Here is a 13,641-nt window from a genome sequence, read left to right on the forward strand (position 1 = left end):
GATTCAGCCGTCAACGGACGCCGAATGCCACGATAGTTGACACGCCGGATGCGGGGTACCAGGATCAGGGCGCCACGTGAAGGGCGCAAGGGCAAGAGGGGTGACCTCCCGATGGCGTTTCAGGCAGGAGGGCAGCGGTCGCAGCCGCGGTCCCTCCCCGAGAGTCCGGAAGCACGGGCGTATCTGCAGGACTATGCCACGCTCCTCGAGGCCGTCCCCTTCCCGTCCGTCGTCTTCGACCACCGCTGGGACGTGGTGCTCGCCAACAGCGCCTTCAGGTCACTGTTCAGCGGGGTGGCATCCCATCCGACGGCCATGCCCTGCGACAACTTCCTGCGGTTCGTGCTCTTCCATCCGGACGCGGGCACGATCCTCGGCGAGCACGAGTCGAGCTGGTGCCTGCCCATGCTCGCGCACTTCGCCGCGGCCGTGGAGCGGCACGGGCACGACCACGGGCTGCAGTCCATCCGCCGGGACATCGCGCAGGATCCGATCATGGAGGCCGCCTACCGGGACGGCCTGCCGCACTGGATCCGCGCGGCCGGACCGCACGCCGTGGAGCACGACGGGGCGGTACGGCCGTTGCTCCACCCCGACCCGCGCTGGGGCACCGACTGCCGGGTGGTGGGGGAGACCCCCAAGACCCTGCAGGACATGGGGTACTCCCGGCTGACCCTGGTGCTGCGTGAGGCCCGCCGCCCGGCACCGGCCGCCCGGCGCCCGCGCCGAGTCCGGCGCACGGCGAACCACCTCAGCGTGGTCCCCGAGTTGCCGGCGTAGGGCTTCTCCGGAGCCCCGGCCCCGTCGGTGTTCAGGTCACCGACGGCGCCGGGGCTCGCCCTTCTCGCCCGTCATGGACGCAGCCGCGTACGCCCCACCGGCACCGTCATCCCGCCATGCCGCTCCCGGCCGACGGCCTCAACGCCCGTGACCCCCCTGCCGCTTCGCACCTCCCTCGACCTCCTGACCTTCCCTCCGGGGCCTGTTGCGCCGGTGAGCGTCGGAAAGCTCACCCCATGGCCGGTGAAACGGCTGTGAGTGCGGACGCTCACGCCGCACTCACACGGCGTCCCGATACCGTCGCCGGCCATGGAGCAGCCGAGTGCATGGACTGGGGCGACGGACCGAGACCTGTGGGAGATCGGTGGTGGAGCAATGAGCGGTCCTGCCGTACGGCGGCTGTGGGGTGGCAGCCTCCCACGGCACCTGACCCTCGTGTACGGAGTGATCTCCCGTGCACGCGGCCGGTGTCGACGGGGCTTCAGAGGTTCAGGCGCAGGGCGATGAGCCGTGCCGTCGATTCCTGGACGCACCGCTCGGCCAGTTCCCTGGCCGCGTCCCGGGCCCCCTCCTGTACGGCGCGGACGAGAGAGCGGTGGCGGGCGGCCACCTCCTCGCGGCAGGCGTCGTCCCCGAGGACCAGGCACAGCAGTGCCCCGACCTCCGTCTGGAGCGCGATCTGCTCCCGGGTGAGCCGGGCCGACTGCGCGGCGGCGGCCAGCTCCACATGGAACCGGCCGTACAGGCGGCTGCGTGCCGCCGCGTCCACGGCCGTCGCGAACTCCTCCAGGGTGCGCCGCAGGTGCTGAAGGTCGGCCGGTTCGGTGCGCTCGGCCGCGAGCCGGGCGGCGGCGCCGGAGACGGCCGCCCAGTGGTCACCGAGGTCGCGCAGCTCCTCCGTGCTCCAGCAGGCCAGCCGCTGTCTGATCCGCTCCTCGGCCGGGTCCGCGGGCAGCGAGACGAAGCTGCCGCCGCCGCGCCCCCGCCGGGTGGTGACCAGCCCCTGCTGCCGCAGCGCCATCAGCGCCTCCCGCAGGGTCACGGTGGACACACCGAGCTGCCCCGCCAGCTCCGTCTCCCCGGGCAGCTGCTCGCCGTCGGCGAGCAGCCCGAGCTCGATGGCGTCACCGAGCCGGCGGACGACCGTCTCCACGCGCGCCCGGGTGTCCACCGGAGCGAACACGGCTCTCCGGGCGGCGCCGTCCCTGTTCTGCTTCACGGCCACCACCTTGTGCGTTGACTCAACCTTTACCCTAAGGGGGACTTGAGCTTTGAACTATGATTTCATATCTTTACTGCTCACGGTAAGAACGGAAGAGTGCTTCAGAAAGGTTCCCGTCCATGGAGGGCAGCGCGATCCGGCTGCAGGGTCTGCGGAAGGAGTTCGGCGGCACCACCGCCGTGGCCGGGGTCGACCTGGAGATATCCGACGGGGAGTTCTTCTCGATGCTCGGCCCGTCCGGCTCCGGCAAGACGACCGTCCTGCGCATGATCGCGGGCTTCGAGAGTCCCACCTCCGGCACCGTCGAGCTGGCCGGCCAGGACGTCACCGGCCTCGCCCCCTTCGAGCGGGACGTCCACACCGTCTTCCAGGACTACGCTCTCTTCCCGCACATGACCGTCGAGCAGAACGTCGCCTACGGCCTCAAGGTCCGCAAGGTGTCCAAGGCCGAACGGCTCCGGCGGGCCCGCAAGGCGCTCGCCGACGTACGCCTCGAAGGCTTCGGCAAACGGCGGCCGAGCCAGCTCTCCGGCGGCCAGCGGCAGCGGGTCGCACTCGCCCGCGCCCTCGTCGGCCGCCCCCGCCTGCTGCTGCTCGACGAGCCGCTCGGCGCCCTGGACCTCAAGCTGCGCGAGCAGATGCAGGTCGAGCTCAAGGCCCTCCAGCGCGAGGTAGGGATCACCTTCGTGTTCGTCACCCACGACCAGGAGGAGGCCCTGACGATGAGCGACCGCATCGCCGTCTTCAACCAGGGCCGCATCGAACAGGTCGGCACCCCCGCCGAGATCTACGAGCGCCCCGCGACCGCCTTCGTCGCCTCCTTCGTCGGCACCTCGAACCTCTTGCAGGGCGAGGCCGCCGAGCGCGTCACCGGCGCCCCGGGCACCTACAGCATCCGGCCCGAGAAGATCCGGGTGCTGAAGGAGTCGTCCCTCGCCGACGAGCCCGAGCACTCCACCGCCACCGGCACCGTCGCCGAAGTGGTCTACCTCGGCGACGCCACCCGCTTCCTCGTCGACCTCGACGCGGGCGGCCGCCTCACCGCGCTCCAGCAGAACCTGGAGACCTCCTCCGAGGACGTCGCCGCCTACCGAGGCACCCGGGTGCGCCTGACGTGGCACCGCCGCCACGCCGTCCAGGTCCCCGCCGCCCGCTGACCATCCCCCACGCCAGGTCACCGTCACGTATGGAGAACGTCGTGCGTCTCACCCGAACCCTCCAGGTCGCCGCCAGTGCCGCGGTGCTGCTCGCGGCCACCGCCTGCGGCTCGTCCGGCTCCGGCTCGGGCGGCTCCTCCTCGTCCACCGGCCTCAACCCGCCCGATCTGAAGGCACAGTCGAAGCTGGGCAAGAACGAGGGACAGGTCAACCTCGTCGCCTGGGCCGGCTATGTCGAGGACGGCTCCAACGACCCCAAGGTGAACTGGGTCGGCGACTTCGAGAAGCAGACGGGCTGTCAGGTCCACTCCAAGGTGGCGGCCAGCTCCGACGAGATGGTCAAGCTGATGAAGACCGGCGAGTACGACGCCGTCTCCGCCTCCGGCGACGCCTCCCTGCGCCTGATCGCCTCCGGTGACGCCGCCCCGGTCAACACCGACCTCGTACCGAACTACAAGGACGTCTTCAGCGACCTGAAGCTGCAGGCGTGGAACTCCGTCAAGGGCAAGGCTTACGGCATCCCGCACGGCCGCGGCGCCAACCTGCTCATGTACAACACGGAGAAGGTCAAGCCCGCGCCGACCTCCTGGTCCGCCGTCTTCGACGACGCCGCCAAGTACAAGGGGCACGTGACGGCGTACGACTCCCCGATCTACATCGCCGACGCGGCGCTGTACCTGAAGGCCACCAAGCCCGAACTGAAGATCAAGGACCCGTACGCGCTCGACCAGAAGCAGTTCGACGCGGCGGTCGACCTGCTGAAGAAGCAGAACGCGAACGTCGGCGAGTACTGGGGCGACTACCTCAAGGAGGTCTCCGCCTTCAAGAGCGGGGACACCGTGGTCGGCACCACCTGGCAGGTCATCGCCAACCTGGCGAAGAGCGAAGGCGCCAAGGTCAACGCCATCGTGCCCAAGGAGGGTTCGACCGGCTGGTCCGACACCTGGATGCTCTACTCCAAGGCCAAGCACCCCAACTGCGCCTACCAGTGGATGAACTGGATCATCTCCCCCAAGGTCAACGCGCAGGTCGCCGAGTACTTCGGTGAGGCCCCCGCCAACGCCAAGGCGTGCGAGCAGACCAGCGACAAGTCCTTCTGCACCACCTTCCACGCGGCCGACACGGCGTACTGGAAGAACATCGCCTTCTGGAACACGCCCATCGAGCAGTGCCTCGACGGCCGCAGCGACGTCAAGTGCGTGCCGTACGCCAAGTGGGTCCAGGCCTGGACCGAGATCAAGGGCTGAGGCACGACGATGACCGCCACCGCGCAGGCCGCCGGACGGGCCCCCGTCCGGCGGCTCGCCGGGATGCTGCACCGCCGCCCGCGGCTGCGGCTGTCCCTGCTGCTCACCGCCCCCCTGCTGTGGCTGGCCGTGCTCTACCTCGGCTCGCTCGCAGTGCTGTTCGTCTCTGCTTTCTGGACGACGGACTCCTTCACCTCCGAGGTGGTGAAGGTCTGGTCGACCGACAACTTCCACGCGCTGCTGACGACCCCCGTCTTTCGCGAGGTCATCTGGCGCAGCATCGTCGTGGCCCTGGCGGTCACCGTCCTGTGCGCGGTGATCGCCTTCCCGCTCGCCTTCTACACGGCACGCGTCGCGAAGCCAAGGTGGCGACCGCTGCTGGTCGTCGCCATCCTCACCCCGCTGTGGGCGAGTTACCTGGTCAAGGTGTACGCGTGGCGGCTGATCCTGTCCGAGGGCGGGCTCGCCGACTGGATGCTGAAACCGTTCGGGCTGAGCGGACCCGGGTTCGGCCTCCCGGCAGCGATCATCACGCTGACGTACCTGTGGCTGCCGTACATGATCCTGCCCATCCACACGGCGCTGGCGCAGCTGCCCGCGAACCTGCTGGATGCCTCCGCCGACCTGGGGGCGCGGCCCGGCCGCACCTTCCGCTCGGTCGTCCTGCCGATGGTGCTGCCGTCCGTCGCCGCCGGCTCGGTCTTCACCTTCTCGCTCAGCCTCGGCGACTACATCACCGTGCAGATCGTCGGCGGCAAGACCCAGCTGATCGGCAATCTCGTCTACTCCAACATCGAGCTCAACCTGCCCATGGCCGCCGCGCTGGGCACGGTACCGGTGGTGGTCATCGTGCTGTACCTGCTGGCGATGCGCCGCACCGGCGCGCTCAGCAGCCTCTAGAACAGGTCCGCTGTCATGCAACTGTCCCGTTCCGCGCGCATCGCGTTGCGCATCGCCGCCGGGCTCGGCTTCGCGGTCGTCTACGTCCCGCTCGCGCTCGTCCTGGTCAACTCCTTCAACCCGGACCGCAGCGCGAGCTGGCCCCCGCCCGGGTGGACGTTCCACTGGTGGTCGGTGGCCTGGGAGAACGCGGGCGCCCGCAGCGCGCTGTGGGTCTCGGTGAAGGCGGGCCTGGGCGCCACGGCCATCGCCCTGGTGCTGGGCACGCTCATCGCGTTCGCGGTGGCCCGGCACCGCTTCTTCGGCCGCGGCAGCATCTCGTTCGTGGTCGTCCTGCCGATCGCGCTGCCCGGCATCGTCACCGGCATCGCGCTCAACTCGGCGTTCAACACGGTCCTTCAGCCGCTCGGCGTCGGTCTCGGTCTGTTCACCGTGATCGTCGGGCACGCCACCTTCTGCATCGTCGTCGTCTTCAACAACGTGGTCGCACGGCTGCGCCGCACCTCCGGCTCCTACGAGGAGGCGGCGATGGACCTGGGGGCCGACACGTTCCGCGCCTTCGTCGACGTGACGTTCCCGCTGGTGCGCTCGGCGCTGTTCGCGGGCGGGCTGCTCGCGTTCGCGCTGTCCTTCGACGAGATCGTGGTGACGACGTTCACCGCGGGCCCCGGCATCGAGACCCTGCCGATCTGGATCTTCAACAACATGACACGCCCTCAGCAGGCGCCGGTCGTGAACGTGGTGGCGGCGGTGCTGGTCCTGCTGTCGGTGCTCCCGATCTACGTCGCCCAGCGACTGTCGGCGGACACGGCGACGGAGAGCCGGATCTAGGACACCGGTCCTGGTACCGGGGCACCGGGTCCGGTCCTGGTTCCGGGGCACCGGGTCCGGTCCTGGTTCCGGGGCGCGAGGGCCGGGGGCCAGCGGGACGGGCCCGTAAGCCCCGGTCCATCGGGAACGCCCCCCGGCCCATCAGAGGCTCCGGTCCATCAGAGGCTCCGGTCCATCAGGGCCCCGGTCCATCAGGGAACGCCCCCCCGGTCAGAGGTCGAGCACCAGCCGGCCACCCCGGCACCGGGACACGCAGATCATCATCATCTCGCCGGACTCCCGCTCCTCCTCCGTAAGCACCGAGTCCCGGTGGTCCGGAGTGCCCTCCAGGACATCGGTCTCGCAGGTGCCGCAGGTGCCCTCGGTGCAGGAGAACAGCACTTCGACGCCGGCGTCGCGCACGGTGTCGAGGATGGAGACGTACGGCGGGACGGTGAGCGTACGGCCGCTCTGTGCGAGGACGACCTCGAACTCCCCGTCGTCCCCGGCCGGTTGCTCCTTGGGCTGGAACCGCTCGACGCGCAGCGTGTCGGCGGGGCAGCGCGCCTCCACCGCGTCCAGCAGCGGGCCGGGGCCACAGCAGTAGACGAGCGTGCCGTCGGGCACGTCGTCCAGCACCGAGGCCAGGTCCAGCAGCCCGGTCTCGTCCTGCGGGGCGACGGTGACCCTGTCCCCGTAGCGCTCCAACTCCGCGGTGAACGCCATGCAGCGGCGGGTGCGGCCGCCGTACAGCAGGGTCCACTCGGCGCCCGCCGCCTCGGCCGCGGCGAGCATCGGCAGGATGGGCGTGATGCCGATGCCGCCGGCGATGAAGCGGTAACGCGGGGAGGGGAGCAGGGGGAAGTGGTTGCGCGGTCCCCGCACCCGCACCTTGTCGCCCTCGCGCACCTGCTCGTGGACGTGAGCCGACCCTCCCCGCCCGTCGGCCTCGCGGAGCACGGCGATGCGCCAGGTCCGCCGGTCCGCGGGATCGCCGCACAGTGAGTACTGCCGTTCCAGTCCCGGCCCGAGCAGGACGTCGACGTGGGCGCCCGGCTCCCAGGCCGGCAGTTCCTCGCCCAGCGGATGGCGCAGGGTGAGGGCGAGGACGCCCTCGGCCGCCGGCTCACGGCGGTCGACGACGAGTTCGGCTTCGTACGCGCTCATGAGGTGGTTCCTTGGGGCTGGTGTCCTTCGGGGTGCGCGAGCATCCACTCCCACATCTCCACCGGGTCCTGGGCGGTGTGCTCGGCGCCGCAGTGGCAGGTGCCGTGCAGGATGTCGGTGCCCGGGAGCCAGTCGATGCGGTAGACCTCGCGCAGCGCGGAACCGGGAGGCGTGCTCACTGGACCTTCTCCACCGGCTTGTCGCCCTCCTCGACCAGTCGGGCGAGGATACGGCGGGCGGCGAGACCGCCGGTGTCGATGTTGATGCTGAGCTCCTGGTAGCCGGCCCGCTCGGTGCCGAGCGTCTTCTGCAGCAGGTTGAGCGCGTCGACGTCCTGCATGACGACCGTGTGGTTGAAGTCGCGCAGGAACGTGGTGACTTCCTCGTCGTCCTTCGCGAAGTCCCGGGAGACGGCCCAGAAGTCGTAGACCTTGCCGTCGGAGGACGGGGTGATCGCGTAGGTGATCTCGGTGTGGAAGCCGTTCGGATCGCCGCCGTCCGGCTCGGGCAGGACGCCGACCGGCGCGATCCGGCTGTGCAGCAGGTAGAGGCAGGGGGCGTGGTACTCGATGTCCTGCCAGCGGGTGATGCGGCCCTCGATACCGGTGGAGCGGGCGTAGAAGGGCGGGCACTCGGCGTCGTCCATGTGCCGGCTGACCCGCACGATGCCGGCGCCCTCGTCGACCTCTGTGGTGATCGGCGTCTCGGCGACCTCCGGCGTGCCGATGTAGCCGCCGTGCAGATACGTCTCGTGCGAGAGGTCGAGCAGATTGTCGACCAGCAGGCCGTAGTCGGCGTCGATCGGCTCCATGCCGCGCACCGTGACCCAGTCCGGGGAGTCGAGGTGCTTCGCCCGCGGGATGGTCCCCGCGTCGGCCAGCTCCGGGTCACCGATCCACACCCACACCAGGGAGTCCTGCTCGACGACCGGGTAGGAGGCGACACGGGCCGTACGCGGGATGCGCTGCTGCCCCGGCACGTACACGCAGGCGCCAGTCGCGTCGTACGTGAACCCGTGGTACCCGCACACGATGCGGTCCCCGTCGAGCCGGCTCTCCGAGAGCGGGAAGCGGCGGTGGACACAGCGGTCGGCCAGGGCGACGGCGGTGCCGTCGTCCTCGGTGCGGTAGAAGACGAGCGGCTCGCCGAGGATCGTACGGCCGAGCAACTCACGCCCGACCTCTTGGCTGTAGGCGGCGACGTACCACTGGTTCCTGGCGAAGGCGGTCATGTGAGGCATGGCGTTCCCGTCCCTGAGAGCGGGGCGTCGTCGCCCCGCGTGCCGTGGTCGGCATCAGGCTCCCGACGGCTGTGGTTGCCGCGCAAGGCGGCTTCTGTCAGGCGGAAGCGTCTCTACGAATGAGCTGGTCAGGGCCTTCTCATGCGGCTAGTTCATCACTGGCAGCGGCTGCGGAGCGACGCCGCTGGGTGGATCACTCCGGAGGCGGCCGCTGATGGGTTCGGCGAGCACGTCCGAGCCGGGCATCCGGCCCGCACCGTCCCACTGGGGGTTCACGGAAGAGGGTCTGCCGGTCGGCCTCCAGATCATCGGGCCGCACCACGCCGGCGACGCCGTCCTGCGCGCGGCCGCCGTCTACGAGGGGCACACGGGGGCACAGGGCGTCGGCCCGCTCTCGCGATGTCCCAGGACCATGTGCCGAGCCCAGTTCGGACCGGGGGCCGGTACCGGCAGCGGTCCCGGTCACCAGACGCGTAAGGGAACCCCATGGTCACCGCCTTGGGCCGACCGGTCGGCTACACGGTCCCGTGCCGGGGCCGCGGCGGGCGGGCGCTGACGAGAAGGCGCTCACACAGAGCGACGTCCGGCCGTTTCCGCTCGTGCTCCGCACCGCGGGCGTCCACGTCCGAGCGCGTCCCGCGCTGACGTGGGGACCGAACGCCGTCAGACTGGAGGTGGGCGTGGTGAGCAGACGCCCGGGCCCGCGCAGCGGGCGATCATCCGCGAGGTGACGGGGAGGCGGAGTCGTGACGGTGGGACGTATCGGTCTGGTCGTCCACGGCGGCCGCGCCGAAGCCGTGGACGCGGCGCGGACTGTGCGAGCGTGGTGCGCCGAGCACGCACTGCAGTACGCGGACATCGACGTGTGGCAGGACGGTGAGCGACGCCATGCCCGGGACGAGGTGAAATCCGCGGGCGACCCGGATCTCATCGTCACCCTGGGCGGAGACGGGACCTTCCTGCGCGGTGCCCGGCTGGCAGCCGAGAACGACGCCCTGGTCCTGGGGGTCGACATCGGCCGGGTGGGTTTCCTGACGGAGGTGCCCGTCACGCTGGTACGCCAGGCGCTGGACGCCGTCCTGCAGAACCGTTTCTCGGTCGACCACCGCATGCTGCTCACCCTGCGCGCCTCGCGCCGGCTGGAGGTGCCGCCGGAGATGGAGGCGCTCACACGGTACGGCCGCGGACCGCTCCTGCCGCCACCGCAGGTGCGTGCCCACTGCGAGGTCTGCGACGACTGGGGCATCCCGCTGAACGTCATGGCGCTGAACGACGTCGTACTGGAGAAGCTGGCACGGGACCGGCAGGTGTCGGTGGGCGTCTACTTCGCCGGACGGCTGCTGGCCTCCTACTCCGCCGACGCACTGCTGGTGGCCACACCGACGGGTTCGACGGCCTACAGCTTCGCCGCCGGCGGCCCGGTCGTCTCGCCCCGCGCCGAAGCCCTGGTCTTCACGCCGGTCGCCCCGCACATGGCGTTCAACCGCTCGGTCGTGGCGGCCCCCGACGAACCCGTCGCGCTGAAGGTGCTGGAACGGTCGGGCCAGGCCGCCGTCAGCATCGACGGCCAGCTGCGGGGCGTCCTGTACCCCGGGGACTGGATCGGCGTGTACCCCGCCCCACGGCGCCTGAGGGCCATCCGGCTGGGCCCGATGGACTTCTACGGCCGTCTGCGCGAGCGGATGAAGCTGACCGACGCCCCGGCGGCCGTCGTCGACGGGACCCCCGCGCCGCTCTGGCCGGTGACCACTCCCCGGCCGGACGACCTGGCACACCTGGCACTGCCCATCGGCCCGACGGCGGACGGCGGACGCCACACCTGATCGAGCGGGCCCGCCCGCGGCCGGTCCCGTGACCGACCCCCTTGGGCAGCTCTTGACGGATCCCGCACCGGGTCTTGGCCGACACCACAACGGCCCTTGGCGCGCCCCACATCTCCCGTACCGCCGACTTTCACATGGGCGCCACCGGACCCTTTCCTGACGTTTGGTGCTCCTGGAACACTCCCTTCGCGCAGGTTCCCTCACCATTGGGCGTATCGCGCCCCGTCAGGACAAGAGGTCACCCCGTCATGCCTGAAGTGAATCGGCGCCGATTCCTCCAACTCGCGGGCGGCACTGCCGCGTTCACCGCGCTCTCCAGCAGCATCGAGCGCGCCGCGGCCCTTCCCGCCAACCACCGTTCCGGCACCATCGAGGACGTCGAGCACATCGTCGTCCTGATGCAGGAGAACCGTTCCTTCGACCACTACTTCGGCACCCTCAGAGGCGTCCGGGGCTTCGGCGACCCGCGTCCGGTGACCCTGCAGAACGGCAAGACGGTCTGGCACCAGTCGGACGGCACGAAGGACATCCTGCCGTTCCACCCCGACGCCGACGACCTGGGCCTCGCCTTCATCCAGGACCTGCCGCACGGCTGGAACGACGGACACGCCGCCTTCGACGGGGGCAAGTACGACAAGTGGGTGCCGTCCAAGAGCTCCACGACCATGGCGTACCTCAAGCGCGAGGACATCCCCTTCCACTACGCGCTCGCCGACGCCTTCACCATCTGCGACGCCTACCACTGCTCGTTCATCGGCTCCACCGACCCGAACCGCTACTACATGTGGACGGGCTACACCGGCAACGACGGCAAGGGCGGCGGCCCGGTCCTCGGCAACGACGAGGCGGGCTACAGCTGGACCACCTACCCCGAGCGCCTGGAGAAGGCCGGCGTCTCCTGGAAGATCTACCAGGACGTGGGCGACGGCCTCGACGCGAACGGCTCCTGGGGCTGGATCCAGGACGCCTACCGCGGCAACTACGGCGACAACTCGCTGCTCTACTTCACCCAGTACCAGAATGCCAAGCCCGGCGACCCGCTCTACGACAAGGCCCGCACCGGCACCGACGCCCGCAAGGGCGAGGGCTTCTTCGACCAGCTCAAGGCCGACGTGAAGTCCGGCAAGCTGCCGCAGATCTCCTGGATCGTCGCCCCCGAGGCCTTCACCGAGCACCCCAACTGGCCCGCCAACTACGGCGCCTGGTACGTCTCCCAGGTCCTCGACGCGCTCACCTCCGACCCCGAGGTGTGGGCGAAGACGGCCCTGTTCATCACCTACGACGAGAACGACGGCTTCTTCGACCACCTGATCCCGCCGTTCCCGCCCGCCTCCGCCGCGCAGGGCAAGTCCACCGTCGATGTCGGCCCGGACCTCTTCAAGGGCGACGGCAGCCATGTCGCCGGCCCCTACGGGCTCGGGCAGCGCGTGCCGATGCTGGTCGTCTCCCCGTGGAGCAAGGGCGGCTACGTCTGCTCCGAGACGCTCGACCACACCTCCATCATCCGGTTCATGGAACGCCGCTTCGGTGTCCACGAGCCGAACATCTCGCCCTGGCGGCGCGCCATATCCGGCGACCTGACCTCCGCCTTCGACTTCTCCCGCAAGGACACCAAGCCGGTCGCGCTGCCGTCCACCGACGGCTACCAGCCGCCGGACGGGGACCGCCACCCCGACTATGTGCCGACCCCGCCGGCCAACGGTGTCCTGCCCAAGCAGGAGCGCGGTCTGCGGCCCACCCGCCCGCTGAAGTACGCACCGTCCGTGGACGGTTCGGCGGACACCGCGGCCGGGAAGTTCACCCTGACCTTCGCCTCCGGCGCGCACGCCGGTGCCGCCTTCCTGGTCACCTCCGGCAACCGCACCGACGGACCCTGGAGCTACACCACCGAGGCCGGCACGTCGGTCTCGGACACCTGGAACTCGGCGTACTCCGGCGGCTCCTACGACCTGACCGTGCACGGTCCGAACGGCTTCCTGCGCGTCTTCAAGGGCCGCGGCTCGGCCGTCGGTCCCGAGGTCACCGCCCGGCACAGCGGTGACGACCTCGCGCTGACGTTCACCAACAAGGGTTCCGGCACGGTGAAGCTGAAGGTCACCAGCGGCTACGGCGGCCGCCCGCAGACGGTCACGGTGCGCCCCGGCACCACCGTGAAGCACACCGTCGACCTCGGGTCCAGCAGGCGCTGGTACGACCTCACCGTCACCTCCGAGGCCGACCCGTCCTTCCTGCGCGGCTTCGCCGGGCACGTGGAGAACGGGCGGCCGGGTGTGAGCGACCCCGCGATCATTACGGACTGACGGGAGAATCCGGTGCCGGTGGTTCTCCGGCCGGCTCGCGGTAGTGTGCCCCGGTGACCACGCATTCGAACACGCCTGCAGGCTGGTACCCCGATCCCCACGGCGCACCGCACACGCTGCGCTACTGGGACGGCTCGCAGTGGACGCAGCACACCCACGCCGACCAGCAGGCCCAGGCCGCGTCGCAGGCGCCTCAGCAGGCGCCCGCGGCGCAGCAGCCGCAGCAGGCGGGGGGTCCCCAGGGATACGGTCAGCAGGCGTACGGTCAGCAGCCCTACGGCCACCAGCCCCACGGCCAACAGTCCCACGGTCACCAGGCCGCGGCCCACGATCAGCGCGTCCAGCACCAGGTGCAGCAGCAGGCCGGGGTCGCCCCGAGCGGCCCCGGCGGCGGCACGCTGTTCACCGAACCGGTGCTGGTCGTGAACCAGAAGGCCAAGCTGATCGAGCTGACGAACGAGTACAGCGTCTTCGACCAGAACGGCAACCAGATCGGATCGGTGACGGAGGTCGGGCAGAGCACGCTGAAGAAGGCGGTGCGCTTCGTCTCCAGTCTCGACCAGTTCATGACCCACAAGCTGGAGATCCGCGACGCCTACGGGCAGCCGCAGCTGCTGCTGACCCGGCCCGCGAAGGTCTTCAAGTCGCGGGTGGTCGTGGCGCGCCCGGACGGTCAGGTCGTCGGCGAGATCGTCCAGCAGAACATGATCGGGAAGATCCACTTCGCGATGGACGTGGACGGTCGGCAGGTCGGCGCGATCAAGGCGGAGAACTGGCGCGCCTGGAACTTCGCGATCGTCGACCATGCCGAGAACGAGGTCGCCAGGATCACCAAGACCTGGGAGGGCCTGGCGAAGACGATGTTCACGACTGCGGACAACTACGTCCTGCAGATCCACTACCAACTGCCCGAGCCGCTGCTGAGCCTGGTGGTGGCGACCGCACTGACCGTGGACACGGCGCTGAAGCAGGACTCCCGCGGCCTCGGCTGAGGC

The 13,641-nt window shown here is 70.2% G+C and carries 12 protein-coding genes; 8 read left to right on the forward strand and 4 right to left on the reverse strand.

Annotated features, from left to right (window positions below; translation table 11 throughout):
• Positions 1 to 111: 111 nt before the first annotated feature.
• Positions 112 to 780, forward strand: a complete 669-nt coding sequence (locus ACFYZE_RS07690; protein WP_388989919.1) for a hypothetical protein — start codon at positions 112 to 114, stop codon at positions 778 to 780.
• 481 nt (positions 781 to 1,261) lie between these two features.
• Here the strand turns inward: ACFYZE_RS07690 and ACFYZE_RS07695 are convergent, their stop codons facing one another.
• A complete protein-coding gene (locus ACFYZE_RS07695; protein ID WP_388989921.1) occupies positions 1,262 to 1,999 on the reverse strand; it encodes a FadR/GntR family transcriptional regulator in 738 nt (245 codons plus the stop codon).
• Between the two features lie 122 nt (positions 2,000 to 2,121).
• On the opposite strand from ACFYZE_RS07695, the gene ACFYZE_RS07700 reads away from it, so the two are divergent.
• The 4 genes from ACFYZE_RS07700 to ACFYZE_RS07715 are packed head-to-tail and all read left to right on the forward strand — an operon-like array spanning position 2,122 to position 6,137.
• Positions 2,122 to 3,159: an ABC transporter ATP-binding protein gene (locus ACFYZE_RS07700; RefSeq protein ID WP_388989923.1), complete on the forward strand. Its 1,038-nt coding sequence runs from the start codon at positions 2,122 to 2,124 to the stop codon at positions 3,157 to 3,159.
• A 41-nt stretch (positions 3,160 to 3,200) separates the two neighbouring features.
• Positions 3,201 to 4,406: an ABC transporter substrate-binding protein gene (locus tag ACFYZE_RS07705; RefSeq protein WP_388989925.1), complete on the forward strand. Its 1,206-nt coding sequence runs from the start codon at positions 3,201 to 3,203 to the stop codon at positions 4,404 to 4,406.
• A 9-nt stretch (positions 4,407 to 4,415) separates the two neighbouring features.
• Positions 4,416 to 5,306: an ABC transporter permease gene (locus ACFYZE_RS07710; RefSeq protein ID WP_388989927.1), complete on the forward strand. Its 891-nt coding sequence runs from the start codon at positions 4,416 to 4,418 to the stop codon at positions 5,304 to 5,306.
• A 15-nt stretch (positions 5,307 to 5,321) separates the two neighbouring features.
• On the forward strand, positions 5,322 to 6,137 hold the full coding sequence (locus tag ACFYZE_RS07715) for an ABC transporter permease (protein ID WP_388989929.1): 816 nt from the start codon (positions 5,322 to 5,324) through the stop codon (positions 6,135 to 6,137).
• 210 nt (positions 6,138 to 6,347) lie between these two features.
• Here ACFYZE_RS07715 and ACFYZE_RS07720 read toward each other — a convergent pair whose 3' ends face one another.
• From ACFYZE_RS07720 to ACFYZE_RS07730, 3 genes are read right to left on the reverse strand one after another with little or no spacing between them, the layout of a single operon-like run.
• On the reverse strand, positions 6,348 to 7,283 hold the full coding sequence (locus ACFYZE_RS07720) for a PDR/VanB family oxidoreductase (RefSeq protein ID WP_388989931.1): 936 nt from the start codon (positions 7,281 to 7,283) through the stop codon (positions 6,348 to 6,350).
• Positions 7,280 to 7,462: a hypothetical protein gene (locus ACFYZE_RS07725; protein ID WP_388989933.1), complete on the reverse strand. Its 183-nt coding sequence runs from the start codon at positions 7,460 to 7,462 to the stop codon at positions 7,280 to 7,282. Before ACFYZE_RS07725 ends, ACFYZE_RS07720 begins: the two co-directional genes overlap by 4 nt.
• Positions 7,459 to 8,523 carry a Rieske 2Fe-2S domain-containing protein gene (locus tag ACFYZE_RS07730; protein WP_388989935.1) on the reverse strand — a complete coding sequence of 355 codons (1,065 nt, stop codon included), beginning with the start codon at positions 8,521 to 8,523 and terminating at the stop codon, positions 7,459 to 7,461. The genes ACFYZE_RS07725 and ACFYZE_RS07730 overlap by 4 nt, the downstream gene beginning before the upstream one ends.
• Positions 8,524 to 9,269: 746 nt before the next feature.
• Between ACFYZE_RS07730 and ACFYZE_RS07735 the strand changes: the two genes are divergently transcribed.
• From ACFYZE_RS07735 to ACFYZE_RS07745, 3 genes are all read left to right on the forward strand, one after another.
• Entirely contained in the window at positions 9,270 to 10,346 is a 1,077-nt protein-coding gene (locus tag ACFYZE_RS07735; protein WP_388989937.1) for an NAD(+)/NADH kinase, read from the forward strand.
• Positions 10,347 to 10,594: 248 nt separating this feature from the next.
• Positions 10,595 to 12,646, forward strand: coding sequence for a phosphocholine-specific phospholipase C (locus tag ACFYZE_RS07740; RefSeq protein WP_388989939.1), 2,052 nt, complete (start codon positions 10,595 to 10,597; stop codon positions 12,644 to 12,646).
• Positions 12,647 to 12,699: 53 nt separating this feature from the next.
• On the forward strand, positions 12,700 to 13,638 hold the full coding sequence (locus ACFYZE_RS07745) for a phospholipid scramblase-related protein (RefSeq protein WP_388989941.1): 939 nt from the start codon (positions 12,700 to 12,702) through the stop codon (positions 13,636 to 13,638).
• The last annotated feature ends 3 nt before the right edge of the window (positions 13,639 to 13,641 follow it).

Source organism: Streptomyces sp. NPDC001796 (assembly GCF_042892355.1).
In the GTDB taxonomy this organism is placed as follows: Bacteria; Actinomycetota; Actinomycetes; order Streptomycetales; family Streptomycetaceae; genus Streptomyces.

What these genes read in the sequence shown, in the direction of transcription:
- ACFYZE_RS07740 (WP_388989939.1), top strand. Translation starts at nt 10,595, where the DNA reads ATGCCTGAAGTGAATCGGCGCCGATTCCTCCAACTCGCGGGCGGCACT.
- ACFYZE_RS07690 (WP_388989919.1), top strand. Translation starts at nt 112, where the DNA reads ATGGCGTTTCAGGCAGGAGGGCAGCGGTCGCAGCCGCGGTCCCTCCCC.
- ACFYZE_RS07715 (WP_388989929.1), top strand. Translation starts at nt 5,322, where the DNA reads ATGCAACTGTCCCGTTCCGCGCGCATCGCGTTGCGCATCGCCGCCGGG.
- ACFYZE_RS07720 (WP_388989931.1), bottom strand. Translation starts at nt 7,283, where the DNA reads ATGAGCGCGTACGAAGCCGAACTCGTCGTCGACCGCCGTGAGCCGGCG.
- ACFYZE_RS07700 (WP_388989923.1), top strand. Translation starts at nt 2,122, where the DNA reads ATGGAGGGCAGCGCGATCCGGCTGCAGGGTCTGCGGAAGGAGTTCGGC.
- ACFYZE_RS07730 (WP_388989935.1), bottom strand. Translation starts at nt 8,523, where the DNA reads ATGCCTCACATGACCGCCTTCGCCAGGAACCAGTGGTACGTCGCCGCC.
- ACFYZE_RS07710 (WP_388989927.1), top strand. Translation starts at nt 4,416, where the DNA reads ATGACCGCCACCGCGCAGGCCGCCGGACGGGCCCCCGTCCGGCGGCTC.